The 25912-nt window shown below is 64.0% G+C and carries 20 protein-coding genes; 5 read left to right on the forward strand and 15 right to left on the reverse strand.

Going from position 1 to position 25912, the window contains the following annotated elements:
• The first annotated feature begins 895 nt into the window (after positions 1-895).
• From G3A50_RS11535 to G3A50_RS11555, 5 genes are all read left to right on the forward strand, one after another.
• A complete protein-coding gene (locus G3A50_RS11535; RefSeq protein ID WP_163075416.1) occupies positions 896-1759 on the forward strand; it encodes a sulfotransferase family protein in 864 nt (287 codons plus the stop codon).
• Positions 1760-1918: 159 nt separating this feature from the next.
• The gene (locus tag G3A50_RS11540; RefSeq protein WP_210255129.1) at positions 1919-2812 is read left to right on the forward strand and encodes a class I SAM-dependent methyltransferase; all 894 of its coding nucleotides are present in this window, start codon (positions 1919-1921) and stop codon (positions 2810-2812) included.
• A gap of 346 nt (positions 2813-3158) precedes the next feature.
• Positions 3159-4229: a GDP-mannose 4,6-dehydratase gene (gmd, locus tag G3A50_RS11545; protein ID WP_163075418.1), complete on the forward strand. Its 1071-nt coding sequence runs from the start codon at positions 3159-3161 to the stop codon at positions 4227-4229.
• A gap of 330 nt (positions 4230-4559) precedes the next feature.
• The gene (fcl, locus tag G3A50_RS11550; protein ID WP_281355806.1) at positions 4560-5519 is read left to right on the forward strand and encodes a GDP-L-fucose synthase; all 960 of its coding nucleotides are present in this window, start codon (positions 4560-4562) and stop codon (positions 5517-5519) included.
• Positions 5516-6775 carry a WcaI family glycosyltransferase gene (locus tag G3A50_RS11555; RefSeq protein ID WP_163075419.1) on the forward strand — a complete coding sequence of 420 codons (1260 nt, stop codon included), beginning with the start codon at positions 5516-5518 and terminating at the stop codon, positions 6773-6775. The genes fcl and G3A50_RS11555 overlap by 4 nt, the downstream gene beginning before the upstream one ends.
• A 57-nt stretch (positions 6776-6832) precedes the next feature.
• Here the strand turns inward: G3A50_RS11555 and G3A50_RS11560 are convergent, their stop codons facing one another.
• From G3A50_RS11560 to G3A50_RS11630, 15 genes are all read right to left on the reverse strand, one after another.
• On the reverse strand, positions 6833-7507 hold the full coding sequence (locus G3A50_RS11560; protein WP_210255130.1) for a hypothetical protein: 675 nt from the start codon (positions 7505-7507) through the stop codon (positions 6833-6835).
• A gap of 53 nt (positions 7508-7560) precedes the next feature.
• The gene (locus tag G3A50_RS22930; RefSeq protein ID WP_163075421.1) at positions 7561-10134 is read right to left on the reverse strand and encodes a vWA domain-containing protein; all 2574 of its coding nucleotides are present in this window, start codon (positions 10132-10134) and stop codon (positions 7561-7563) included.
• Positions 10131-11114 (reverse strand): hypothetical protein, encoded by a 984-nt coding sequence (locus G3A50_RS11570; protein ID WP_246251623.1) that lies wholly within the window; start codon positions 11112-11114, stop codon positions 10131-10133. Before G3A50_RS11570 ends, G3A50_RS22930 begins: the two co-directional genes overlap by 4 nt.
• Positions 11115-11224: 110 nt before the next feature.
• A complete protein-coding gene (locus tag G3A50_RS11575) occupies positions 11225-12835 on the reverse strand; it encodes a bifunctional helix-turn-helix transcriptional regulator/alpha/beta hydrolase (RefSeq protein ID WP_163075423.1) in 1611 nt (536 codons plus the stop codon).
• A 219-nt stretch (positions 12836-13054) separates the two neighbouring features.
• Positions 13055-14263 carry a multiple monosaccharide ABC transporter permease gene (gene mmsB / locus G3A50_RS11580; RefSeq protein WP_163075424.1) on the reverse strand — a complete coding sequence of 403 codons (1209 nt, stop codon included), beginning with the start codon at positions 14261-14263 and terminating at the stop codon, positions 13055-13057.
• A complete protein-coding gene (mmsA, locus tag G3A50_RS11585; protein WP_163075425.1) occupies positions 14260-15795 on the reverse strand; it encodes a multiple monosaccharide ABC transporter ATP-binding protein in 1536 nt (511 codons plus the stop codon). The genes mmsB and mmsA overlap by 4 nt, the downstream gene beginning before the upstream one ends.
• A gap of 76 nt (positions 15796-15871) precedes the next feature.
• Complete coding sequence (gene chvE, locus G3A50_RS11590; RefSeq protein WP_163075426.1) at positions 15872-16948, reverse strand: multiple monosaccharide ABC transporter substrate-binding protein; 1077 nt, start codon at positions 16946-16948, stop codon at positions 15872-15874.
• A gap of 81 nt (positions 16949-17029) precedes the next feature.
• The gene (locus G3A50_RS11595) at positions 17030-17713 is read right to left on the reverse strand and encodes a 2-dehydro-3-deoxy-6-phosphogalactonate aldolase (protein WP_163075427.1); all 684 of its coding nucleotides are present in this window, start codon (positions 17711-17713) and stop codon (positions 17030-17032) included.
• Positions 17710-18642 (reverse strand): 2-dehydro-3-deoxygalactonokinase, encoded by a 933-nt coding sequence (locus tag G3A50_RS11600; RefSeq protein WP_246251625.1) that lies wholly within the window; start codon positions 18640-18642, stop codon positions 17710-17712. Before G3A50_RS11600 ends, G3A50_RS11595 begins: the two co-directional genes overlap by 4 nt.
• Positions 18639-19568 (reverse strand): SMP-30/gluconolactonase/LRE family protein, encoded by a 930-nt coding sequence (locus G3A50_RS11605; protein ID WP_163075428.1) that lies wholly within the window; start codon positions 19566-19568, stop codon positions 18639-18641. Before G3A50_RS11605 ends, G3A50_RS11600 begins: the two co-directional genes overlap by 4 nt.
• Positions 19555-21360, reverse strand: a complete 1806-nt coding sequence (locus G3A50_RS11610; RefSeq protein ID WP_163075429.1) for an IlvD/Edd family dehydratase — start codon at positions 21358-21360, stop codon at positions 19555-19557. The genes G3A50_RS11605 and G3A50_RS11610 overlap by 14 nt, the downstream gene beginning before the upstream one ends.
• 17 nt (positions 21361-21377) lie before the next feature.
• The gene (locus G3A50_RS11615; RefSeq protein WP_425483401.1) at positions 21378-22463 is read right to left on the reverse strand and encodes an aldose epimerase family protein; all 1086 of its coding nucleotides are present in this window, start codon (positions 22461-22463) and stop codon (positions 21378-21380) included.
• Positions 22463-23389, reverse strand: a complete 927-nt coding sequence (locus G3A50_RS11620) for a Gfo/Idh/MocA family protein (RefSeq protein ID WP_163075430.1) — start codon at positions 23387-23389, stop codon at positions 22463-22465. Before G3A50_RS11620 ends, G3A50_RS11615 begins: the two co-directional genes overlap by 1 nt.
• Positions 23386-24990 carry an aldehyde dehydrogenase (NADP(+)) gene (locus tag G3A50_RS11625; protein ID WP_210255131.1) on the reverse strand — a complete coding sequence of 535 codons (1605 nt, stop codon included), beginning with the start codon at positions 24988-24990 and terminating at the stop codon, positions 23386-23388. The genes G3A50_RS11620 and G3A50_RS11625 overlap by 4 nt, the downstream gene beginning before the upstream one ends.
• A complete protein-coding gene (locus G3A50_RS11630; RefSeq protein ID WP_163077573.1) occupies positions 24978-25910 on the reverse strand; it encodes a dihydrodipicolinate synthase family protein in 933 nt (310 codons plus the stop codon). Before G3A50_RS11630 ends, G3A50_RS11625 begins: the two co-directional genes overlap by 13 nt.
• Positions 25911-25912: the final 2 nt, after the last annotated feature.

Consider the following 25912-nt stretch of genomic DNA (forward strand, 5'->3'; position numbering starts at 1 on the left):
GAACGCCATTCTGGGGTTCAGTCAGATTGTGTGCCCTGTCGAGTGTCACGTCTAATGTAAAACGTACACTATTGCGCTGTTTCTAGTGTCGATTGTACTGGATAGTTTTAGATATGCGCTGCGACACGGCTGAAGAGTGTGTGTTTGTGCTTAAATAAAACGCTCGTCACATATTTGATGGTCGTGTTCTTGGTGGGCGGCATTCCGCTGTGGCGCTGTTTTGGGGTTGTTGATGCCGCTCACGCATCTTCCGCAGTTGAACGCTGACTCGACCCAGGTTTTCCGTGATCTTGTGACCCGCTTTGCGCGGGCGGTACCGCTCTACTTCATCGGCAAAGAGTCGTCCGCGACGTTGGATCCGGCCGCGAAAGCACTCTTTCTGGTGAGGTCGCCCTCTCTGTTCATCCGCGCATTCGGAAGGTGGCCCGTCTTTGGCGGGAGCCCGCCCGACACCGCCTCCTTGCCGCGTTCGATGGTGTGTGGCGTGACCGCGCGACGTCGCGCGCCAGAGAGCCCATTTTTACATTCCACGACGAAGATCGCAGCGGGGACCCGATGGGTCGGCGACCGGAGTTGTCCAAAGCCTGCGGCGCACATCTCGGGCTGGGCGAGGCCCTATCTGGCCGCACCTCCTGCTCAAGGATGTTTCCATCGTGCCGCTGTATTTCGTGGCGCTGCGGCGGGCAGGTGAGCGGAGCAGCACGGTGAACACGGGCGAGGCTGGGCATAGGCCCATCAGTGAAGATGACGTGGTTGAGGACAAGCAGGTTCGCTTCCGCACGCTGGGCTGCTACCCCCTGACCGGTGCCGTCGAGTCGGGTGCCGAATCCGGCCCGGCGCGCCGCCGCACATTGGGCATGATATTTACGGGCATTGTGTTAACCGGGGGATGGGGATGCTGAAGCTGGCGGAATGGTACGGAAAGCGCGTGGTTTCCTACGTCCTGAGACCGCGCGTCATTGTCCAGGAACGCCCGGTCCTGCTCGGGAGCGACAACATTTGCGAGCATCCGATCTTTCTGATCGGGGTTCATCGCTCTGGGACCAGCTTGGTGCGGCGCATGTTCAACTCCCACTCGAAGATCGCCTGTCCGCCCGAGACCTTCTATCTTGAACACTATGTCCGCATGCTGGAAGATCCAGTGACCTTCAGCGGCTATGAGGGATTTGGCTATGATCGCGAGGCCATGCGCGCGGATATCGCCGCGACGGCATCGCGCCTGCATGAAGCATTCCGTCTCACTCAGGGCAAGGAGCGCTGGGCGGACAAGACACCGCAATATGTCTGGTGGACGGAGGGCATCGACCGCTTGTTTGGCGGTCGTCCGTATTACGTGCTGATCCAGCGCCATCCCTACGATATCGTGTTTTCGCTTGTCGCGCGTAAGTGGCGCTTCAATGATATCGAGGACCTGTTCACCTCCAACCTCACCTATGTCCGTGATTCCGTCGCCAAGATGAACGAGTTCGAGGCCGCGCATCCCGATCGCTGCATTCGGCTGCGCTACGAGACGCTCACCACAAATCCGACCGACGAACTGACCCGGGTGCTGACTTTCCTGGGCGAGCAATTCGAGCCGGGTATGCTGACCTTTTACGAGAAGAGCCACAATCAGGGTCTGGAAGATCCGATGGTTCTTGGCACTCGTGGCATCAGCGGAAGTCACGAGAACTGGCGTTCGTGGACGGATGCCCAGAAGCAAGAGGCCGCGCAGATTCTCGGTGAAACGGCGAAGGGCCTTGGTTACAGCATCCAGTAAATTCGGATTGTCACAAACGGACGCATTGGGCAGGTGTATTCATAGGTTCACTCGATGAAAGAAGCACTTATTACCGGCTCTAAGCACCGTCGCGCGACAACCTAGTGGCAGGCAGTATCCTTAAATGGGAACGTAAATCTTGCTGAAAAAGGTCTTTTCATGAGTGAATTTAGAAAATCTCTCGCCCGTGCTGCATCGGCTCGTACGTGGACGGAGAGGATGTATCTAATATCTCCGCTGATGTATGGCCTTTCGAAGGATGCCGCCGCCTTTCTTGGATTGAGCGACAAGCGGGCGAAAAAGCAGACCAAGGCGCTCGCGGCAACCGTCGCACTTCGTAACCACGCAGGCCTCGCCAAGCTCGACGAACTCGGCATACCTCTCATCGTTCAGCGCGGCCCCTTTGCGGGCATGCGCTACACGCGCAGCTCGGCGGGAAGCCTTCTTTGCGCGAAAATCATCGGCTCATATGAGAGCGAGATCGCGGAGTGGTTCGAGCATGCCGCTGCCGACGGCGGGTACGACAGGTTCGTCGATGTTGGTTGCGCAGAAGGCTATTATGCGATTGGCATGGCGACCAGATGCCCAACGATCAAGGTTGACGCTTTTGATATCGATGAGCAGGCTCAGGAAATGGCCTCCGAGCTGGCTCATCTGAACGGTGTCGATACTCGCGTTTCCATATCGGGCATTGCTGAGCCTTCTGTTCTCCAGAAAATTCTTTCTGAATCTCAGCATCCTTTGCTTTTGCTGGATATCGAAGGATACGAGGACATTCTCCTTGATCCTGTAGTGATACCCGCTCTTGCTGATGCGGACATTATCGTGGAGTTGCACGAACACAAACGTCCCGGCCTCACCTATCGAATAATGGAACGGTTCGTTAAGACACACCGCATGGATGCAGTGGCGGCGGTTCCCGATGCTTGGAAGATGAAGAAGGCGGTCGAGGCGAACAGTGACCTCGCGTCGTTGCTGGATCTATCAGCCGAAGGGCGCCGATTGCCTCAATTGTGGCTCAGACTTAATGCGGTTAATAGGCATAATCCATGATATCATCTGTTCGCGACTAATATTCATGCTGAATTTTATGGATATAATAAAAGTTACTCGAATTTCATAGGGCGTCATGATCAAATTTTGTTTCATATGGCATTATAAATGAAACTCAATTATTTCATGATATTAAATCAGATATATTATTCTGATTTGTCGTTATTAATCGTTCGGTGATGTAGGCGTTCGTCGTTGATGCAAGGAACTAACGTTGTAAGGTTGAATGTGGTCAAGAACGGTTCTCGCGAAGACGGGCCGGATTTCAGCTGAAAATCCGGCCTGACCGCATAGAAACCAACTCTCTGCCGTTCAAATTGTGTTTGCTCTTGAGGACTTCTGTTTCATGGATCTCAATAAAAAAGTGGCCCTTGTGACTGGGATTACAGGCCAGGACGGTGCGTACCTGGCCCAGCTCCTCCTTGACAAGGGTTATGTAGTGCATGGCGTGAAACGTCGATCGTCATCATTCAATACGGGGCGAATTGAGAGCATTTATCAGGACCCGCATGAGTCGAATCAACGTTTTGTCCTGCACTATGGCGATATGACGGATTCGACCAACCTGATCCGTATCGTTCAGCAGTCGCAGCCGGACGAAATCTATAATCTTGCCGCCCAGAGCCATGTGCAGGTCTCGTTCGAGACTCCGGAATACACGGCCAATGCCGACGCCATCGGTACGCTCAGGCTGTTGGAAGCCATTCGGATTCTGGGGCTTGAAAAGAAGACGCGCTTCTATCAGGCCTCAACCTCCGAGCTGTATGGCCTCGTGCAAGAGGTTCCCCAGTCGGAGACGACGCCCTTTTATCCCCGTTCGCCATATGCTGCGGCCAAGCTCTACGCCTACTGGATTGTGGTGAACTATCGCGAGGCCTACGGCATTCACGCCTCGAACGGCATTCTGTTCAACCATGAGAGCCCGCTGCGTGGCGAGACCTTCGTCACCCGCAAGATCACCCGCGCCGCAGCGGCGATCAAGCTGGGCAAGCAGGGACGGCTCTACCTCGGCAATCTCGACGCCAAGCGCGACTGGGGTCATGCACGCGAATATGTGCGCGGGATGTGGCTGATGCTGCAGCAGGACGAGCCCGACGATTACGTGCTTGCCACCGGAGAGACCACGCCCGTGCGTCAGTTCGTTTCCTGGGCCTTTGAGGATATCGGCATCGAGCTCGAATGGCGCGGCAGCGGTGTGGACGAAAAAGGCTACGATAGGGCGACGGGCACATGCCTGGTTGAGGTCGATCCGCGTTACTTCCGTCCGACCGAAGTGGATCTCCTGATTGGTAATCCGGCCAAGGCCCACGCGAAGCTCGGCTGGTCCCACGAGACGCCGGTGCGCGAACTGTGCCGCGAGATGGTGCTTGAGGACCTGAAGGTCATGCAGACTGCCACCGTCATGAAGGACGCGTAAGAGGCTTGGGGGCTGAGTTCGGTCCGTGATTTGAAATGGGGGCGGCATGAACGCGCCGGAGCCTACGTCGTCCTCTGGTCTTCTCTGCCAAGGCTCTCGACACAACAAGGCCGGCCAACCCTTCCCGGCACGTCGCGCCGTTCGATGCGCGTCATTCGGCGCGCAATGGGCAGCCGGACAGGGCGAGTGCTTCCGATTGATCACCAATCGGGAGGGCGACTATAAGACGCCGATCATGCTCAAGCTGGCGCTGCGGCGGGCGGCCGGCACTGCCGACCGGGCGTGCGGAAAGCGCCAGCGTTATCCCGTCGGACCTGGGAGTATCTTTCTGTGAGCGACGACGTTTTCTCCATCGTCAATAAGCGTGTCTTTGTCGCCGGCCATGGCGGCATGGTGGGGAGTGCCGTGGTGCGGCGGCTGGCCAGCGAAGGGTGCGACATCATCACGGCAGGCCGCAGCGTCGTCGACTTGAAACGTCAGGCGGATGTCGAGGCCTTCATCGCCGACACCAAGCCCGACGCCATCGTCATGGCGGCGGCGAAGGTGGGCGGAATCCTCGCCAATGATCGGTTCCCGGCCGATTTTCTCTATGACAACCTGATCATCGAGGCGAACCTGTTCGAGGCCGCGCACCGCAACGATGTGAACCGCTTCCTCTTCCTTGGCTCAAGCTGCATTTACCCGAAGATGGCGGCGCAGCCTATCACCGAGGATGCGCTACTCACCGGCCCGCTCGAACCGACGAATGAGTGGTATGCCATCGCCAAGATTTCCGGCATCAAGCTGGCCCAGGCCTATCGTCGCCAGCATGGGCGCGATTACATCTCGGCCATGCCGACCAACCTTTATGGAATCGGCGACAATTTTGACCTCAACTCCAGCCACGTCATTCCGGCGCTGATCCGAAAGGCGCACGAGGCGAAGTCCAAGGGAGACGCGTCGATCGAGGTGTGGGGTACTGGAAGCCCCCGGCGGGAGTTCCTCTACGCCGACGACTGCGCGGACGCGCTTGTGTTCCTGCTGAAGAACTACTCTGGCGACGAACACGTCAATGTCGGTTCTGGTGATGACATGACCATCCTCGAAGCTACGCAGACCGTCTGCGAGGTGGTCGGCTTCGACGGTGAGATCGTGCACGATCTCACCAAGCCCGACGGCACGCCGCGCAAGCTGATGAGCGCCGAAAAACTGCGAAGCATGGGCTGGGCGCCCAAGGTCGGGTTCGAGGACGGTCTGCGTCGGTCCTATGAGTGGTTTCTCGCGAACAAGGCCGGGCCGGTCGCCGCATGAAAATCCTCATCCACGGGCTCAATTGCGCGCCGGAGAAGGTCGGCATCGCCGTCTATACCAGCGAGATGGCGGAAGCGCTGGTCGCGCGGGGCCACGAAGTACATGTGGTCTGTGGGCAGCCCTATTATCCGGCCTGGAAGATAGCCGAGGGCCATAGCGCCTGGCTCTATCAGAGCGAGACGCGTGGGGGCGTGCAGATCACACGGGTGCCGCACTATATTCCGGCCCAGCCAAGCGGCGCGAAGCGGCTTATCCATCATGCCAGCTTCGCCGCAACCTCGCTGCCGCCCTTGCTTGCCAAGGCGGTATCCTTCCGGCCCGATGTGGTGCTGGCCGTTGCGCCCTCACTCGTGGCTGCGCCGATGGCGCGGTTGACCGCGGCCCTTACAAGGTCACCGAGCTGGCTGCATATTCAGGACCTTGAGGTTGAGGCGGCCTTCGCCACCGGGCTGATCCGCGAGGGCGGGCGCCTCGCGCGTTGGGCGCGCGGCTTCGAGCGTGCGGTGACTGGCAGCTTCGGAAAGATCAGCTCCATCTCACCGCAGATGTGCGCCAAGATCACTCTGAATTGCCGGCCGTCCGTGCCGGTCTACGAGTTCCGAAACTGGGCGGACATCGACGCGATTACGCCGACCGACGTTCCCTCGCCCTACCGCGCGGAATGGAACATCACGACTCCTTTCGTCGCTCTCTATTCGGGGAACATCGCCAACAAGCAGGGGATAGAGATTGTGGTCGAGGCCGCGCAGCGGCTGCGCGAACGGGGTGACCTCACCTTCGTCGTCTGCGGCGAGGGCCCCAACCGCGCCAATCTGGAACGACAGGCCTCTGGCCTGACCAACATCGTTTTCCACGATCTGCAGCCCAAGGAGCGACTTGGCGACCTGCTGTCGCTCGCCACGGTGCATCTACTTCCGCAGATCGCCGGCGCGGCTGATCTCGTCATGCCGTCCAAGCTCACCAACATGCTGGCCTCCGGCCGTCCGATCGTTGTTACGGCCGATCCCCAGACGGCGCTTGGCATCGAGGTCGAGGGTTGTGGCAAGGTGGTGCCACCGGGCAGCGGGGAAGGCTTGGCGCGGGGTTTGGCGGAGCTCCTGGATGACGCCGAACTGCGCCATCTGTGTGGTGTGGCCGCGCGACAGCGCGCGGAAGAACGCTGGAGCAAGACTTTCGTCCTCGCCGCCTTCGAAGCCGAACTGGTCGCGCTGGTCGAGGCGGCAAAGGCCCCGCGGACCACATCAAAGGCTCCGTAGGTGGCTGGCATGTGGCCTGCGGTCTGGCTCATCTGCGTCTGTGGCCGACAGAGCGCGTCAGTCGCCCAGTCGCCTGAAGTCGTAGAGGACCGAGGCCCGGCAGTTCGCCATGCCCGCAGCGGCGAGGACTGCCGCGTTCGCTCCCTTGCCTGCCCGGATGCGCAACTGCATCGAGGCGGTCGCCCGGTCGGAGTTCAGCAACGTTGAGGTCAACTCCATGCTGACATCCAGCATGGCATTGGACGGGATGTTCAGCCGGCCCTTGAAGCGACCCGGCGCCGTCTCCGTCCATTGGATCACCTCCGCACCGCCGCTTCCGTCGAATTTCGCCGGGTCGAACCGCCCGTTCCACGTGATGGGCATTGTGCTTCCCATCTCATCGACAACCGGCGGGACCATCTGCGCCACCTGCGGCAGGCAGCCAGTCATTGACCGGACCCGCACCGAGCCTTGCCACAGCCCATCTCTTGGAACCATGGGCGCGAACAGGGTCACCTCGCAGCGTCCGGTTCCGCCCGCCGCGCGATGCACCTCGTCGGCCGTCCGTGGCGAGAAATAGGTTTTGCCTCCCATGGATACCAGCGTCATGCGCGTCGCATTGGCGGGTACCTCGGGTCCGAGCAGGAATTCCAGATCCTCCTGGCTGACATCCAGAAGGGCGCAGGTGCAGCCACCTTGGCCGCAACGGGCCGCCATCAGCTCTTCACCGCTGTTCTGCTGCGCGCACGCCATGAAAGGCACAAGGGCCGTCACGGCCGCAATGAGGAGGTACCGGATCACGGATATCACTCCGTTACAGAAAGCTGCGGGGCGAGGATTTCAAGCGGATCGAAACCGTCCGGTCGCTTCACCTCGATGCCGCCGATCGCCTTGATCATGGCGGCCGGCATGCCACCTTCCGCCGTCGCGGTGGAGTTGGGCGCACGAGCCGGGGCCTCGGGCGGCGAGACGTCCAGTGTAGCGGCGAGGATCCGATAGGCTTGAAGATCCGGTTCGGACATCGGTTCGGTGCGGCAGAGGACGCCGATCGAGATGTTATCGCAGGGTCCGAGCATCGCATCCCACTGGCGGGCGTTGAGGGCGATCATGGTCTCGTTGCGGTTTGGCCGAAGCGGCAGGAAGATCGTCGAAGCGTAGCGTGCAGCGACGCCGGCCGCGGTCTCCATGACGAGAGGGGGCTCCATTCCCCATCCGCTGGGCAACAGCAGGTTGAGGCCGGTGGCGGCGTCGCGATACAGGCACGGATCCGGGGAGTCGCAGGCGCTTTCGAGGCCATTGATCTCCGTAGCCGCGCGCGCGGTGTAAGCGGGCGGGCCAACGGCAATCTGCTGGGGGTTCGGCGACGGGGACAGCTTTTTCAGGGTCATATGGCTTACCGTCGCGCCTGTGGTCTGCCTGCCGATGATCAGCCACATGCCGGCGTCCACCCGCGTCTCCCAGGTGCCGCGCACCGGATCGGTGCTGCCAACGGCAAGGGTATTCTGCCCGCCGATGGGATAGGCGGACCATCGGATCGCGCCGTTGGCGGGAACGCCCGTGAGTTGGAGCGTCACCAGCCCGTCAGCGGCGCGGGGCGAATCCTCGCCGGCGGGGCTGAGGGCTGGCGAATAGGGGATGACGAAGTGGTTGGCGCCGCCGGCAACCACGGTGATGCGACCGGCGAAGACGGTGTCTCCCGCATCGCCACGGACATCATAGACCCCGGGGAAGAACTCGGCCTCGACGGGATCGGGCGTGCCCTCGTTCATCGCCCAGGCCTCGGGCGGCAGGTGCTGGCCTGGAGCCGGCACCGCCGACCACACGATATTCAGTTCCATGGTGCCGGTGTCGGCCTGAACCGTGATCGGCGTGAGATCCTGTGGCGTCAGCAACGTGCCGTCCTGCGGGGCGCTCGCGCCTGCTGTCGCCACTTCGGTGGGCTCAGCTGTTGGCGCGGCTTCCACTTTTTCGAGCACCACGGTGATCGGCCGGCGGGCGATGGTGTCCCGGTCGCCGAAGACATAGAGGAACTCGTAGAGCCCCGGATCGTCCGGCATGCGGAAGGTCAGCGGAATGCCGGCCTTCACATAGTCATAGCTGATGCGCTCGCCGTCGCTCTGCCGTACTAGCTGGATGTTGTCATACGGCGCGTCGGGGCCGACCCATGTGATGGTGACCTCGGAGCCCACCTGCGCCCGGCCCGGTGCAGTCATCGTCACCTTGCCCTCGCTCAGGCTGATCGGCCGCGAGAAGATGGGGTCTTGGTTGTTGAAGGAATAGACCAGCGTGAAGCGCCCCTGCGTGAAGGGCAGCCGCAGCGTGGCGGGGTTCCCGTCGCTCACAGCAACGTCGGCGACGCGCTCGCCCGTGGCGTCGAGCAGCTGGATGGAATCATGCTCCGCGGCCGGTCCGGTCCAGTCGATCTCGATGAGAGAGCCGGCCGGCGCGCTTTCGGGGGCTTTCAACATGACCTCGGCCTTGGTCACGGCCAGCGGACGGCGGGCGATGATGCCGGCGGAGCGGTTGGAATAGACCAGCTCATAGGAGCCTGGTTCGAAGGGCAGGCGCAGCGATAGCGGGTTCTGCTCGCCCACTGCCGCTTCGGCGACACGCTCGCCCTTCGTGTCCAGCAGGTAGACGTAGTCGAAGGCGTTCTTCGTCGCGGTGAACCCGACCGCGAGCACTGATCCCGCGGGCGCGCTGTCCGGGGCGCTTAAGGTGGCGCTGGGCATTGCCGGTTTGGGCGCGGGAGGCGGGGACTGTGCTGTCACCGTCGAGGCCAGCGCATCGCGCAGGGCGTTCGCGTTGGACGCCTCGATATAGCGTCCGCCTGTATTCTTCGCGAGGCAGGCAACCTTGGTACCTTCCTCCTTGGTCAGGCCGAAGCCGATGACGTGGGCGGTGAAATCGAGCCCCGCCGCCTCCAGCTCGCGCCCGAGCGCGCAGGGGTCGGCATTGCAGGTTTCCAGACCGTCCGTTACCAGCACGACGGTTGCCGCTTCCTCGCCATAGCGCAGCGCCTCGGCCGCCTGGCGCACGGCGGCCGACAGCGGTGTCTTGCCGAGGAAGCGCATGGAGTAGACCTTCTCCCCGATCACCCCGGCGGTGCCCTTCGCGGGAGGCACGATCAGTTCGATGTCGCTGCAGTCACCCTTCGTGCGGTGGCCATAGGCCATGAGACCCAGCTCCTGATCCGGTGGCAGGGTGCCCAGCACCTTGGCGACGGTTTCCCGTGCGATCTCAAGCTTTGCCCGTCCGTCGATCTGCCCCCACATCGAGCCCGAACCGTCCATCACGATAATGGTGCGCGGCGCCTCGGCATGTGCCGTTCCTGACGACAGGAAAAGCGCAGCCAGCAGGCCGGTGAACAGTGACCTCATGCTGTCTCTCCTTTGGCGCCGAAGCCCATGCGCGCGCCTACCCAGGCGCCTGCGCGCTGGCCAAGGGACTTGAACTTGTCCGATGCCTGATCGAGTCTCGCCTCCCATTCGGGGTTCGGCGTCTGGCCGGCGGTTTGCTGGAAATAGGCCTGCAACATGCAGGCAATGGCGAAGGGCTCGATGATCGCGACCTTGAACGCCCAGGCGAAAAGGATGGCGAAGACGAACCCGCCCGCCGAGACTTGGCCCGGCATCAACCACACGATGGTGCCCGCAGGAACCAGCATTACGAGAAACACGACAAGCGAGAGCAGCCATACCCAGGCCGTCACCCAGGCGGCGCTGATCATCAGGGGCCGCGCATTCTGGGCATAGAGCACAAGTGCGGTGCGTGAGGCGGTATAGGGATCCTCCTCGCGATTGTCGAAGCAATAGGCGAGCATCACCTCGTCCATCAGTCCGACGGCTATTTTCAGATAGGAGCGGAGGATCGACGCCAGCCGGTCCAGGCCGGGAATGGGCAGGATCGACAGCAGTCCCTCCATAAGCCCGGTCACGGCCGTGATGACGCCCTTCACCAGTTGATCGATGCCGAAAAGGATGTTGGAGGTGCCGAAACGCTCCGTCACCCTCGCTCGCGCATAGGCAATCTGGCCCTGACCGCCTGGAATCTCGCGGCCCTGCAGCAGCTCGACCATGACGGCGATGTGGCCGGCCTTGACGATGTACAGGATGTACTCGCGCAGCAGATACAGCACCGCGCCGACCAGTCCGAAGCCGGCTGCGGCCCCGTAGAAGCTCGCGGAGAAACGGGTCTCATCTTCCCAGAACGAGCCTATTCCATATCCGATGCCGGCCCCGGCCCCTGTCGCCATGACGTAGGCGGCGGCGATGCCGGCATAGACCAGCAGGCGAAATACCAGGAACGGGGCCGTCCTGCGCATGACCGCGAGCGAGGTGGAAATCCTGAAGGCTGACAAGCTGAGCATCCCGAATGGACCGTGTGGTCGACCCTAGGGGCATTCGGAGAGCCGGAAAAACTACCATATGGTAGTCGGATCTTCCCTTTCGGAAGAATTGTCTCCGGTGATCAGCACTCAACCGCGTCCAGTCCCAGCCCGGCCTTGTGGCCGACAGCCAGCACATGGCGCAGGATCAGGGCGGTATGGCTGAGCGGCAGGCTGTGTCCGGCGCCCTCGATCGATCGAAAGCGGCCCTGCGGCATCGCGGCCGCCAGGTCCATGACGGCACGTTCCGATACGGTCAGGTTCTGCGTGCCATGCCAGCAATGGAAGGGAACCGTGACCTCCACGGCTTCGTCGCGCCAGTCTTCATTGGTGAGCCGCATGTCGCGGCGGAAACCGGCGCCCTGTTGCGCCCATGCGAGGTGAAACCCTTCCTGCAGGGCCGCGCCGGCTTCCGGGCGGCGCAGCATTTCCTGGTCGAAGGTACAGCCATCGAAAACCAGTTTCGGTACCACCTCGATCCCCTGACGGGCGATCTGCGACAGGCCGAGGCCGACGATCTTGTCCATCAGGCCAGGCAGGTTCTGGGCCGCCCAGGCGTTCACACGGTGGCGGGTGGGCATTCCCGCTGTCTGGGCCCAGGTCTGCATCGGAGGCGTGGTCGAGGCCGCCACGACCGCGACGACACGGTCCGGCGCGATGCGCGCCAGACGTGCCGCAAAGCGCGTTCCAATGTCGTGGGCAAGTACCACCACCTGATGCCAGCCAAGGGCGTCGAGAACCTCCAGTGCCTGGGTGCAGGCAAGTGCTACCGGTTCCGCATTGTCGGGCAGTTCGGTATGCCCGAAGCCGGGGCGCTCCGGGGCGACGATGCACAGACCCAGCATCTCGGCCGCGTGCCGCAATGCGGTATGGCCACCGATACCGAAGATGGCGCCGTGAAAAAGAAGAACCGGCAGCCCATCGTCGGCGCCGAAGCGATGCAGGCCGACCTGTCCAAGCGAACTCTCGAACAGCGTTGCGCCCGGCGTGTCACGTGTCGTGCCATTCGCCTCGGCAGGACTGCCGGCGTGTGGCTGTGTTCGCTCGAACATGAGCGAGAGTGCGTAGGCAGTGGAGATCAGTTGGGCCTGCGAGTTCACGCCCATCTTCGCCATGATGGACTTGACCTGCTGGCGTACCGTTCCCTCCTTGCGCGACAAGGCGACGGCGATCTGGTCTATGGGCTGGCCATCCATCAGGCCCGCCAGCAACTGAGCCTCGGAAGGGATCAGGTTTATCGCCGCGGCCAGCCGGTTCAGCACCGGCTGTTCGATGCCGCGCCGTACCTCTGCCAGTGAGATGAATCCACCGGCTTCCGCCTGCGTACCCAGCAGAAACTGTGACCGTCCGGTACGCGTCGCCACGGCCAAAGGTACCGGTCCCTTGGCGCCTCGCAGCGCATCGAGAAAGGACGGGAGTGCTTGAGGCGTAAGGGCCACTTCGGCAAGGGAGCCGCCCAGCGACAGGCCCAGCCCCTTCGCCGCGGCGGCGTTCAGGCTGATGACGAGCCCGGAGGCGTCGGCCATCAGCATCATGCGGCCACTATCCGGAAGGGGACGGTCCAGGTCCCGCAGCACCTCCGGCAGGTCCTGCAGATGCGACGCCAGCTTCTCGATAGCGCCGGGATCGTCGAGCGAGGCTTCTATTTGACCCACCAGATGGAGGTAATGCGCTTCGCTGCGGCTGCTTCGCATCTGTTTCCATTCCGGCCGCGACCGATCTGAGTTCCCGAATTCTATCCAAGCGCCCTCTCGCTAGGTCAAGCCGGAAAACAACGATCGTCGGGGCACAAAGGACGCCGGCTGCGGCGCAGCGACCCCCGATGCTCCGCACCTTCCGTAGCGGAGCGACCTTGTCGTCGCGCCGAAGAATGGCATCCAGCCATGTTCGCGGACGTGAGTAGACTGGCGAGGTCAGGCGCGGCGCTGGTTGTAGACGTCGAGACAGACGGCACCCAGAAGCACCAGCCCCTTGATCACCTGCTGGTAATCGATGCCGATACCGAGGATCGACATCCCGTTGTTCATCACCCCCATGATGAGCGCGCCGATGACCGCCCCGCCAACCTTGCCGACCCCGCCATAGGCCGAGGCGCCGCCGATGAAACAGGCCGCGATGACGTCGAGCTCGAAGCCGAGGCCGGCCTTCGGCGTCGCCGTGTTCAGCCTTGCGGCGAAGACGAGGCCCGCCAGTGCGGCCAACACGCCCATGTTGACGAAGGTGAGGAAGGTCAGCCGTTCCGTCTTGATGCCGGAGAGCTTCGCCGCCTTCTCATTGCCGCCGACCGCGTAGATCTGCCGGCCGATGATGGTGCGGGTGGTGAGGAAGGCATAGAGCGCGATCAGCGCGGCCATGATGACGAGCACATTTGGCAGGCCGCGATGGGATGCTATCAGATAGGCGAAGTAGAGGATAACGGTGCCCAGCAGCAGGTTCTTTATCAGGAAGAAGGCGTAAGGTTCCGTTTCGACATGGTGTTCCTCCTGCCGCGCGCGGCTGCGGAAATTGAGCCAGACCATGGCGAGTGCCAGCACCGCACCGAGCGCCAGCGAGGTGGGATAGAGCGCACCAGCGTCTGGCAGCAGCTCTGGAATGAACCCGGACGAGAGCTTCTGGAAGGCGGGCGGAAACGGGCCGACCGACTGGCCCTGCAGGAGTGCGAGCGCGAGACCCTTGAACACCAGCATGCCGGCGAGGGTGACGATAAAGGACGGAATCTTGAAGTAGGCCACCCAATAGCCCTGCGCCGCCCCGATCGCCCCGCCGACAGCGAGGCAGATCAGCGCGGCGGGTATGAAGTGTATGTTGAGTTTCACCATCAGCACGGCTGCCACGGCGCCGATGAACCCGGCCACGGAGCCGACCGAAAGGTCGATATGCCCGGTAACGATGACCAGCAGCATGCCCAGCGCCATGATGACGATGTAGCTGTTCTGCAGCACGAGGTTGGTCAGGTTCAGAGGCCTCAGAAGCGTGCCGTTCGTTACCACCTCGAAGAAAATCATGATGGCGAACAGGGAGATCATCATCCCGTATTCGCGCAGATAGTGCTTCACGAAGCCGGCGTGATTGGGCTTGTCCTGGCGCGGCTTGTCCTGAAGCGCGGCTGCCTTGTCGCTCATGGACGTATCTCTCCCTTGCGCATGATGGCGCGCATGATCTTCTCCTGGGTGGCCTCGTGGCCGGCGAACTCACCGACGAAAGCGCCCTCGTTCATCACGCAGATGCGGTCGCAGATGCCGATCAGTTCGGGCATCTCGGAGGAGATCACCACGACACCCTTGCCGGCGTCTGCCAGCTCATTGATGATGCAGTAGATTTCGTACTTGGCGCCGACATCGATGCCGCGCGTCGGCTCATCGAGGATCAGCACTCTGGGATCGGTGAACAGCCATTTCGACAGCACCACCTTCTGCTGGTTGCCGCCCGAGAGGTTGCCGGCCTCCTGGTAGACACTGTGGCAGCGGATCCGCATCCGGCCGCGATAGTCTGAGGCTGCCGCCAGTTCCTTGATATCGTCGATCACCCAGCCGGTTGCGACAGCCGGCAGGTTGGCAAGGCTCACATTCTTGCGGATGTCCTCGGAGAGCAGCAGACCGAGCTGCTTGCGGTCCTCGGTGACATAGGCGAGCCCCGCATCGATGGCCCGCCCGACGCTCGACAGGTCGAGTTCGCGGCCCTCGATCTCGGCCCGCCCGGTGATCTTCTGGCCCCAGGAGCGACCGAAGACGCTCATGGCGAATTCGGTGCGCCCCGCGCCCATCAGCCCGGCGATCCCGACGATCTCTCCGCGCCTCACCTCGAAGTCGACATTCCGGATGACTTGCCGGTCGGCGTGCTGGGGATGGTAGGCCGACCAGTTCGAAACCTTGAAGATCGCCTCACCGATTTTCGGCTGCCGCTTCGGATAACGGTGCTCGAGATCGCGGTCGACCATCTTGGCGATGATGCGGTCTTCCTCGACCGCGCCCTCGTGGCAATCCATGGTGTCGACGGTGCGCCCATCGCGCAGCACGGTGATGCGGTCGGCGACCTTCGAGACTTCGTTCAGCTTGTGCGAGATGAGAATGGACGCGATGCCCTGCGCCTTGAATTCCAGCAACAGGTCCAGCAGGGCCGCACTGTCCTTCTCGGAAAGGCTGGCGGTCGGCTCGTCGAGGATGAGCAGGCGCACCTTTTTCGACAAAGCCTTGGCGATCTCGACCAGTTGCTGTTTGCCGACGCCAATGTGGGTCACCAGCGTGTCGGGGGATTCTTCCAGTCCTACCTTGGCGAGAAGTTCGCGCGTGCGCCGCTGAACCGTCCCCCGGTCGATGATGCCGAAGCGGCCGGGCGGGTTGGCGATGAAGATGTTCTCGGCGATCGACAGCAGCGGGATCAGCGCCAGTTCCTGATGAATGATGATGATGCCGAGTTCTTCGGAATCGCTTATGCCGCGAAAGCGCCGCTCCTCGCCGTCAAAGACGATGGCGCCCTCATAGGAGCCGTGCGGATAGACGCCGCTCAGCACCTTCATCAGCGTCGATTTTCCCGCACCATTCTCGCCAACCAAGGCATGGATCTCGCCCGGTGCGACGCTGAGGGAAACTTCGCTCAGCGCCTTCACGCCGGTGAAGTGCTTGCTGATGTCCTGCATTTCCAAAAGAGCAGTCATGGTGGCGTTCCCATGCGACAGGGGATCCGCGCCGGAACGAACGCCCGGCGCGGGTCGTGACGACCGCCGGGCGGCGTCAGTTGATCTGGTCGGGCTTGTAGTATCCGGAGCCGATCAGGACCTTCTCCCAGTTGTCCTTGTCGACAACGACCGGCTTGAGCAAGTAGGACTGCACGACCTTGACGCCGTTGTCGTAGGTCTTGGTGTCGTTGACGATGACCTCCTTGCCCGAGAGCGAGGCGTCGACCATGTCGGCGGTCACCTTGGCGAGGTCGCGCGTATCCTTGAAAATGGTCGAATACTGTTCGCCGGCGAGGATTGACTTGACCGAGGGCACCTCGGCGTCCTGCCCGGTAACGACCGGCATCTTCATGTCGCCCGAGCCGTAACCCACGCCCTTGAGCGAGGAGAGAATGCCAATGGACAGACCGTCATAGGGCGAAAGTACGCCGTCGAGCTTCTTGTCGTTGTAGTAGGCGCTGAGCAGATTATCCATGCGTGCCTGGGCGGTGGCGCCGTCCCAGCGCAGCGTGGAAACCTTGTCCATGCCCATCTGGCCGGAGGCGATCTTCAGCGTGCCGTTATCGATCAGCGGCTTCAGCACCGAAAGCGCGCCGTCGTAAAAGAAGTAGGCGTTGTTGTCGTCAGGCGAGCCGCCGAATAGCTCGATATTGAACGGTCCCTTGTTCGCGGGGTAGCCAAGCCCCTTCAGGAGAGACTCTGCCTGCAGCACGCCGACCTGAAAATTGTCGAAGGTCGCGTAGTAGTCGACATTGGGCGTGTCGCGGATCAGGCGGTCATAGGCGATGACCTTGATGCCCTTGTCATGCGCCTGCTTGAGCACATCGGAGAGGGTGGTGCCGTCGATCGAGGCGACCACCAGCACCTTGGCGCCCTTGGTCACCATGTTCTCGATTTGTGAGAGCTGGTTGGGGATGTCGTCATCGGCATATTGCAGGTCGGTGTTGTACCCGCGCTGTTGGAGCACCTTCACCATATTGTCGCCGTCGGCGATCCAGCGGGCGGAGGACTTGGTGGGCATGGCGATGCCGACCGTGGCCTTGTCCTGCGCGGCGGCCGGCAGGGCCAAGCTCAACGCGCCGAAGGCGAGGGCGGCGAAGGCGGTGGAAAATGTCTTCGTCAGGCGTTTCATTGGAATCTCCCGAGAGTTGAACGAAGGCCGCGTTTGGCGTGCCGGTTTCTTGGCGGCGGGGCCGCGCGTGGGGTTCGCGCCTCAGTCGCGGGCGCGCGAAGTCTCCTGTGCGGTGGAGAACACCGCGTCATAGGCGGCGATGACCGAGCGGGCACTGGCGCGCACTTGCTGAGCATTGGCGCCGGGGTGGTAGAGGCTGGAGCCGAGCCCGAAGGTGCGGATGCCGGCGCCCGCATAGGCAACGAAATCCCTCTCGCCGACACCGCCAACCGCGCCGACCACCGTGGCGGGTGGCAGCACCACGGCGATGGCCTGGATGACGGCTGGGCCGAGAAGGTTGGCAGGAAAGAACTTCAGCCCGGAGGCGCCCGCTCTGACCGCCGCGATGGCCTCGGTCGGCGTTAGAACCCCCGGCATGGTGACCATGCCGTGGCCGCCGGCGCGGGCAATGACGCCCGGATCGACATTCGGGCTCACCATCAAACGGCCGCCGGCAGCGGCGAGGCTGTCGACCTCATGTTCCGCCAGTACCGTCCCCGCGCCGATCAGCACCCCGGACGGGGCGAGGCGCGCCGCCGTCTCGATGGAACGGAACGGATCGGGCGAGTTCAGCGGAATCTCGATCGCTTCAAGCCCTTCCTCGATCAGCGTGCCGACGATGGCCTCGGCTTCATGCGGTTCGAGGCCCCGCAATATGGCGACCAGTCCGCGCCTCAGGTTTGGCCACGCGACGTGGAGCGGTGAAGGAGCCGCGGCGGTCTTCATGACACGGCTCCCTCGAGCTGGAAGGTGGCAAGCGCGGCCGCGTGTAGCCCCTCGCGCACGCAGCTCTCGGCGTCGAACGCGCGAATGTCGGCGAGGCCGGCCACGGCGAAGGCCTGCCGGTAGAGTGGGGCGGCGGGCGCGGAGGCAATAAGGCTGACCCCGTCGAGGTTCCCGAAGCGCTGGCGCGCGCCGGCAAGCTCAAGCCCGATCAGCAGGCCGGACAGCCGTGCCAGTGCCGAGGTTGCGGGCGTCGCCGCGAGCAGCCAGCTGGCGCGGAGCGCGAACAGGGCATTGCCTATCGATTCGGGCGCGGCGAGCGCTTCGGCGACACCTTCGGCAAAGGCCGGCGAAGCCGGTTCCACCGGCGCGGCGCCGCTCAGTGCCGGGGCAAGCACGGAGGCCTCGCGGATGAGCTGGAACAGTTCGCCGGTCATGAAGCTGGCGAAACCCTCGATCGTGCCATCCTCCAGCCGCACCCATTTCGAATGTGTGCCGGGCAGACAGGCGAGGCAGGCCCCCTCGCGCGTCGTCAGTGCCAGCAACTGCGTTTCTTCGCCGCGCATGACGTCGAAATGGTGCGGATCGTTCTGGGCGATGCCGGGCAGGACGTGAATGGGGCGCCGCGTGGAAGGCACGAGGGTCGTTTGCGCCGCCAAGCCCGCCAGCGGCACGGGTGCCGCGAGATAGGCCGCTTCGATCCAACCGGAGCGGGAGCCCACCATGCCGCACATCATCACCGGCACATCTTCGCCGATGCCGAGGGCGGCGATATGGGTTTCAAGCACGACTTCGAAGCCGTCCGTCGCGGACGCGGCAAGTCCCTGCGTGCTGCGCCGTTCCGCCAGCACCTGTCCGGCGCGGTCCAGCGCCCACAGGCGGAAGCTCGACGTGCCCCAGTCGACCACGATGTGCGAGACAGGCTCCATCATGCCCCTCCCAGAGCGACGCGCGGCTCGGCCCGTCCATGCGCCCCGGCGTCGATGAGGAAGGTGCGGCCGTGTTGAGGATCGGCCGCACGCTCGGCTTCATCCATGCTCACGAAGGCCGATGTCACCAACAGACGGTCGAAGCCGGGCCCGACGAAGACCGGGCAACTTGTCTGGCGTGCCGGGACCGCGACGCGGCGCACGATGCGACCCTCGGGCGAATAGACGTCGAGCCTCCCCGCGCCCCAGATCGCGCACCAGATGCGCCCCTCACTGTCAGTGACCGCCCCGTCCATCCCGCCCTCGCCCGTATGGACATGAAGCACCGCGGGTGGCTCGAGCGGCAGGCCGGTCGCGGGATCAAGACGCACACGGTAGAGGCGGTTGCTCGGTGTATCGGTGAAATAGCCCTGGAGGCCGTCGGGTGAGAAGCAGATGGCGTTGGGAATGGTAAGGCCAGGGAACAGCGGGGTGAGAATTCCCTTGCGGAAAGCGTAGATTGCGCCAGCGCCCGGCTCGGCCTGCAGGCCCATGGTGCTGACCCAGAAGGTTCCGGAGGGATGCACCCTGGCGTCGTTGGAGCGGGTCGCCGGATTGTCCGCTTCCACCGCAATCACGGTCTGCAATTGCCCGGTGGCAATGTCGCGCAGCACGAGAGCGGCATCGCTCAGGAGGAGCTGCCGGCGATCGTCGACGAAGGCCAGCGCGCTCGCCCTGAAGGGAAGTGCGTGGACCTTGACCTCGCCCGTCCCCAGATTGGCCTCGAAGAGCTGGCGCTGGAGAATATCGAACCACCAGGCCGTGTTACTCGCGGCATCGTAGGTTGGGCCTTCGCCAAGTTCGCAGCGCGCCGCGCTCAGCAGGGAAGCCGGCGCCGTCTCGGCGGCGGGTGACGCGGGGCCGACCGGAGGGGTGCTAGTGGTTGTCACGAGGAACCCCCCTGGTCTGGGCGATGCGCTGGAACTTCACCGCCGGCTCCAGCACCGCCCCCGCTTCCAACTGGCCGACGACGCTGCGCTGGAGTTCTTGCCAGGGGGTCTGGCTCGGGGGGTAGAGATAGCCACCTTCGGCGTCGAGTGTCCTGCGGCGCTGCGCCAGCTCGTCGTCCGGCACCAGCATGTCCGCGGTGCCGCGTCTCAGGTCGATGCGCACGCGGTCGCCGGTATGCAGGAGCGCTAGCCCTCCGCCCACGGCGGCTTCCGGCGAGGCATTGAGGATGGAGGGAGAGCCGGAAGTGCCGGACTGGCGCCCGTCACCGATGCAGGGCAGTTCGTGGACGCCGGCCCGGATGAGGTAGTCGGGCGCGCGCATGTTCACCACTTCAGCGGCGCCGGGATAGCCGACCGGGCCGGCGCCACGCATGAACAGGATGGTGGTCGCATCGATGGCGAGCGCAGGGTCGTCGATGCGGGCGTGGTAGTCCTCGGGCCCGTCGAAAACCACCGCTCGTCCTTCGAAGGCGTCCGGGTCCTCCGGATTGGAAAGGTAGCGGGCGCGGAAATCGGCACTGATCACGCTGAGCTTCATGATCGCGGAATTGAATAGGTTGCCGCGCAGCACGCGAAAGCCGGCCCGCTCCTTTAGAGGGCGATCGAAGGGGCGGATCACCGCTTCGTCCTGGATCGTCGCGGCGCGGCAGTTCTCGCCGATGCTGCGCCCGTTCACGGTCGGCGCGTCCTCGGCGATCAGCCCCTGCTTCATCAGCTCGGCGACCACGGCGGGTACGCCGCCGGCGTGGTAATAGTCCTCGCCCAGATACTCGCCGGCAGGTTGCAGGTTTACCAGCAGCGGGATGTCCTCGCCGAATTCCTGCCAGTCGTCGAGACTGAGCTCCACCCCGACATGGCGGGCCAGCGCGTTGAGATGGATGGGGGCGTTGGTCGATCCGCCGATCGCGGAGTTGACGCGGATCGCGTTGAGAAACGCGTCGCGGGTCAGAATGTCGGAGGGCTTCATGTCCTCATGCACCATTCCGACGATGCGCAACCCGGTGCGGTAGGCCATTTCCTGTCGATCGCGATAGGGTGCGGGAATGGCTGCTGAGCCCGGCAACTGCATGCCGAGCGCCTCGGCGAGCGAGTTCATCGTCGTTGCCGTGCCCATGGTGTTGCAGAAGCCGGTGGAGGGCGCGGAGGAGGCGACCAGCTTTACGAAGCCCGCGTGGTCGATCTCGCCTTTCGCGAGCAGCTCGCGCGCTTTCCACACGATCGTGCCCGAGCCGGTGCGCTCGCCACGAAACCAGCCATTGAGCATCGGGCCGACCGACAACGCGATGGCGGGGATATTCACCGTCGCGGCCGCCATCAGGCAGGCAGGTGTGGTCTTGTCACACCCGATGGTGAGCACCACGCCATCAAGCGGATAGCCGTAGAGCACCTCGACAAGGCCGAGATAGGCGAGGTTGCGGTCGAGACCGGCCGTGGGTCGCTTGCCGGTCTCCTGGATGGGATGGACGGGGAACTCGATGACGATGCCGCCTGCCTCGCGAATGCCCTCGCGAACCCGCTTGGCGAGTTCCAGATGGTGGCGATTGCAGGGCGAGAGATCGGAGCCGGTCTGGGCAATGCCGATGATCGGACGCCCGCTCTGCAGTTCCTCCTGGCTCAGCCCGAAATTCAGGTATCGCTCCAGATAGAGCGCCGTCATGTCGATATTGTCGGGGTTGTCGAACCAGGCACGCGAGCGGAGCCTGCGGTCGGATGGGGGCGCCTTGGCGTGCATCACGGGGCTCCTTGAGGTCACAGGGTGGAGAAGCGATAAAGCGAGACGTGTCGGTAGGTCTCGCCAGGGTCGAGCCGTGCGCTGGGGTAATCGGGACGGTTTGGGGCGTCAGGCCAGGCCTGCGGCTCCAGGCAGAAAGCATCTGACTGGCGGTAGAGCCGGTCGAACTTGCCGCTTGCGGCCCCGTCCAGGAAGTTGCCGGAATAGAACTGTAAACCGGGCTGGTTGGTCAGAAGCTCCATCACCCGGCCGGAGCGGGGATGTTCGACACGTGCGGCGAGCCGTGGTGCCGCGACATGGCCGTCCGGCAGGCAGTAATTGTGATCGTAACCGTGCCCGAGGCGGATCTGCTCATGCGCTTCGCGGATGCGCGCGCCAATTGGCGTTCCGGCGCGGAAGTCGAAAGGTGAGCCCTCGACTGAAACAGGCGCACCCAGCGGGATCGATGCCGGGTCGATGGGTAGATAGGCGTCGGCGTAGATCGTTAGCCGATGGTCGAGAATGCTCTCCCCCACTGCGACGCCCGCCAAATTGAAGAAACCGTGATGCGTGAGGTTGGCGAGTGTGGGGCGATCGCTCGTCGCCTCAAAGCTGATGGACAGCGTTCCGTTTGCGGTAATTGCATAGGTCAGGCGGGTGTGGAGCGTGCCGGGATAGCCCTCCTCTCCATGGGCGCTGACATAGGAAAGCCTGACCCAGGGCTCTGGCTCATTGCCCACGGCATCGACGTTCCACAGCTGCCGGTCGAAGCCTTGGAAGCCGCCATGGAGACTGTTGGCGCCTTCGTTCGGTGGGACGCGGCAGATTTCGCCGTCGAGCGTGAAGGTCGAACCGGCGATGCGGTTGGCGTAGCGCCCGATGGTCGCGCCAAAATAGTGGCGCTGGGCCAGATAAGGGGTGAGATCGTCATGCCCGAGCACGACGTCGGCCACCGCGCCCGCGCGGTCGGGGACGTAGAGCGCCTGCACCGCCGCGCCATAGGTGATGATCGCCACCTCAAAGCCATTCCCGCCGGAAAGGCGCAGGCGTTCGACCGCCCGGCCGTCCGGAAGGACGCCGAAGGGTTCGCGCAGGATCGGCAGGCGTTCGGCAGTGTCCATCATCAGTACTCGAACGGCTCGACGAGCGAGCGCCGGCCGATCAGGAAGGCATCCGCGACCAATGCCAGTGGGGCGAGGTCGACGTCGCTGGCGCCCTGCTGGATCAGGTGGACGAAGTGCCGGTAGATGCCGGCATATTCGGCCTCGTTCCCGTCGATCAGCGGGGCGTCGTCGTGGAACAGCTTCGCGCCCCCGGAAGCGAGGGTGAGGCGGCCGCCATCGGTCTCGACGTGGATGTCCCACGTCTGCGGCCCCGTCTGGAGGAAGTCGAGCTCGGCCCGGATCGGCAGGCCATCCGCGTCGGCGAGGTCGACCTCCGCCGCCACCGGCGCGTCGCGATTGGCCGGAAAGGCGAGATGAGCTCCGGTCACGAAGACCGGGCGCGGCAGGATGCGGGTGAGGATCGACAGGGCATTGATGGCCGGGTCGAACACGCCGAGCCCGCCGGCCTCCCAGATCCACTCCTGCCCGGGGTGCCATACGCGCACATCCTCCTTCCATTCGATCGTAACCGAGCGAGGCGCGTGCTCGGCGAGGAAGGCGCGGGCGGGCTCCACGGCCGGGGCGAAGCGCGAATGCCAGGTGGCGAAGAGCGTCTTGCCCGACGCCTGCGCGGCTGCGACGAGGGGGGCGAGTTCGCTCACCGTCGCTCCTGGGGGCTTCTCCAGAAGCACATGCTTGCCTGCCTCCAGCGCCATCTGGGCCTGCGCACGACGCACCTGCGGGGGGGTACAGAGAGCGACCGCGTCGATTGGTTCGCCGCTGGCCAGTAACGCGTCCAGCGTGGCGTAATGGGCGATACCCGGCTGCGCCGCATTGCGACTGGCGACGGCGGCGAGGCTGATGCCCTCCGTTTGCGCGATGGCGGGAATGTGCTGGTCGCGGGCGATCTTGCCGAGGCCGACAATGGCCAGACGGATGGGGCTCATGACCGCGGCTCCCGTGATGTTTCCGCGACGCCATCGACAAGGCGGGGGAGGTTGAGCGGGTTGCCCGCCTGCACCGCATGCGGCAGCAGCGCCTCCGGCAGATCCTGGTAGCAGACCGGACGCAGGAAGCGGCGGATGGCGAGCGTACCGACCGAGGTCGAGCGCGGGTCAGAGGTGGCGGGAAAGGGGCCGCCATGCACCATGGCGTGGCACACCTCGACGCCGGTCGGCCAGCCATTGGCGAGAATGCGGCCGGCTTTTTCCTCAAGAATGGGCACCAGCTGGCCGGCGAGCGGATGATCCTCGCTCTCCAGATGCAGCGTGGCGGTCAACTGCCCCTCAACGGCGTGGGCTACCTTCAACATCTGTGCCTCGTTCGCACAGCGCACGACCAGTGCTGAAGCGCCGAACACCTCATGCCCGAGTGCCGGCGTGCCGATGAAGGCGTCGGCGTCGGTGACGAACAGTGCCGGGCGGCAGGCATTGGTCCCGCCTTCCTGCCGACCCAGCGCAAGTTCGTGCGCGGCTGGGTTCGTCTCCAGTGCTGCCACGCCCTTCGCATAGGCGCTGGCGATGCCGGGTGTGAGCATTGTGGCGGACGGAGCGGCAGCGATCGCGGTGCCAGCCGCCGGAAGAAAACGATCGAGCCCTTCGCTGGCCAGGGCAATGACGAGCCCCGGATTGGTGCAGAACTGCCCGGCGCCCATGGTGAGCGAGGCGGCGAAGCCTGCCGCGAGCGCTTCAGCACGCGCCCTCAATGCGCCGGGCAGCAGGAACACCGGGTTGATGCTGCTCATTTCCGCATACACAGGAATGGGCTCCGGACGGTTGTTGGCGATGTCGACCAGCGCGAGCCCGCCGGCGCGCGAGCCGGTGAAACCCACCGCCTTCATGCGAGGATCCGCCACCAGCGCCGCGCCGAGCGCGGTGGTGGTGCCTGTGACCAGCGAGAACACGCCTTCCGGCAGCCCGCTCTCGGCGATGGCGGCGCGGATGGCGCGACCTACCAGCTCCGAAGTGCCAGGGTGGGCGGGGTGACCCTTCACGATCACCGGGCACCCGGCGGCCAGCGCGGACGCTGTGTCGCCTCCGGCCACCGAGAAGGCGAGGGGGAAATTGGAGGCGCCGAACACCGCCACAGGCCCCACGCCGATATGACGCAGGCGGAGATCCGCGCGTGGCAATGGCGTGCGGTCGGGCAGGGGGCTATCGAGCCGGGGTTCGTCCGCGCCGCCCGCGCGGACCCAGTTGGCGAACAGGCGCAGCTGGCCGGTGGTGCGGGCTCGCTCGCCCTGCAGCCGTGCGGCGGGCAGACCGGTTTCCTGCGTCGCGCGTTCGATCAGTGCCTCACCGAGGCTCTCGATCCCGGCCGCGATCCGCTCCAGGAAGTCGGCGCGCTGGGTAGGCGTAGTGGCGCGGTAGATGGGGAAGGCCGCGGCGGCGAGGGCGGCGGCTCTCGCGACCTCGGCCGGGCCGGCCTCGGTGAAATCGGGACCGATGGCCATATTGCGCGCCGGGTCGACGGCGCGGAAGGTTGTATCGCCCGCTACATCGTGGGAGCCGATGAGGGCGGCGCCGGTAAGCATGCTCAACGTCCCCATTTCAACACCACGGGATCGAGGCGACGGGCGATTTCGATCAGTCCGGTGCGGGTGGCAGGGTGGACAGGCGGCAGCGGGGCGCGCAGCGTGTCATGGGCGATGACGCCGCCCTCCTTCATAAGGATCTTGGCGCAGGCAAGGCCGGTCTGGCGGTTCTCATAGTTGATGAGCGGCAGCCAGCGCTGGTAGGCGTCGAGCGCGGCTTCCCGGTCGCCGGCGACATAGGGGTCGATGATCTCGCGAATGCCGTCCGGATAACCTCCCCCGGTCATCGCGCCCGTCGCCCCAGCATCGAGATCTGCCATCAGGGTTATGGCCTCCTCACCGTCCCACGGGCCGATGATGGCGTCCCCTCCCGCCTCGATCAGCGCGCGCAGCTTGTTCGCCGCGCCGGGCACCTCGATCTTGAAATAGGCGAGATGCTCGATCTCCCGCGCCATCTTCGCCAGAAACGCCACGGACAGCGGCGTGCCGGCGACGGGAGCGTCCTGGACCATGATCGGAATGTCGATGGCGTCGGAGACAGCGCGGTAGAAATCGTAGATCGCGCTTTCCGGCACTCGGAAGGTGGCGCCGTGATAGGGCGGCATGACCATGACCATGGCGGCGCCCATCTCCTGCGCCCGCCGGGAGCGCTCGGCGCAGATATGGGTGGCGAAATGGGTGGTCGTGACGATGACCGGTACCCGGCCCGCCACATGCTGGAGCACGGTGCGCATGACGAGATCACGCTCATCATCGGTCAGCACGAACTGTTCGGAGAAGTTGGCGAGGATGCACAGGCCGTGCGAGCCGGCGTCGATCATGAAGTCGATGGCGCGCTTCTGACCATCGAGGTCGAGCCGGCCATCGGCGTCGAAAATGGTCGGCGCGACGGGGAAGACGCCCTTATAGGGACGGGCGGCGGCGGTGGTCGTCATCA

The organism is Ancylobacter pratisalsi (assembly GCF_010669125.1).
GTDB lineage: Bacteria > Pseudomonadota > Alphaproteobacteria > Rhizobiales > Xanthobacteraceae > Ancylobacter > Ancylobacter pratisalsi.